Genomic DNA, 683 nt, shown 5'->3' on the forward strand with positions numbered 1-683 from the left:
CCCATGATGTACTGGAACATCGTGGAGACGCCGATCAGCAGCAGGACCACGCCGGTCGTCTTGACCGTCTTGGCGGCCGCCGCCAGGAAGTGGTCCCAGGTCAGCGTGCGGTAGACGAAGGTGGTGAGCAGCAGGGCGTAGATCACCGCGATGGAGGCGGACTCGGTGGCGGTGAAGACGCCGGACGTGATGCCGGCCAGGATGATCACGACGATGAGCAGGCCGGGGGCCGCGGCGGCGAAGGAGCGGCCCAGGATGGCCCAGCCCGGGAAGGTGCCGGCGGGGTAGCCGCGCTTGACCGCGACGTAGTAGGCCGCACCCAGGTTGCAGACCATCAGCAGCAGGGCGGGGACGATGCCCGCCGCGATCAGCGCGCCGATGGAGGCTTTGCCGCCGGCGGCCAGCGCGTAGATGATCATGTTGTGGCTGGTCGGCATCAGCGCGCCGACCAGGGCGGCGTGGGTGGTGACGTTGACGGCGTAGTCGGCGTGGTAGCCCTCGCGCTTCATCATCGGGATCATCACCGCACCCATGGCCGAGACGTCGGCGACGGGGGAACCGGCGACGCCGCCGAACAGCGTGCAGGCGACGACGTTGGACATGCCGAGGCCGCCGCGGATGTGGCCGACCATGTTCTTGGCGGTGGCGACGATCTTGTCGGCGACGCCGCCGTGGAGCATCAG

At 69.1% G+C, this 683-nt stretch carries 1 protein-coding gene; it reads right to left on the bottom strand.

Annotation, left to right across the window (positions count from 1 at the left end):
• A partial coding sequence (locus tag Q4I23_RS32940) for a TRAP transporter large permease (protein WP_498529038.1) occupies positions 1-683 on the bottom strand: 683 nt, incomplete at both ends.

It is taken from the genome of Azospirillum sp. UFLA03-27 (genome assembly GCF_059803775.1).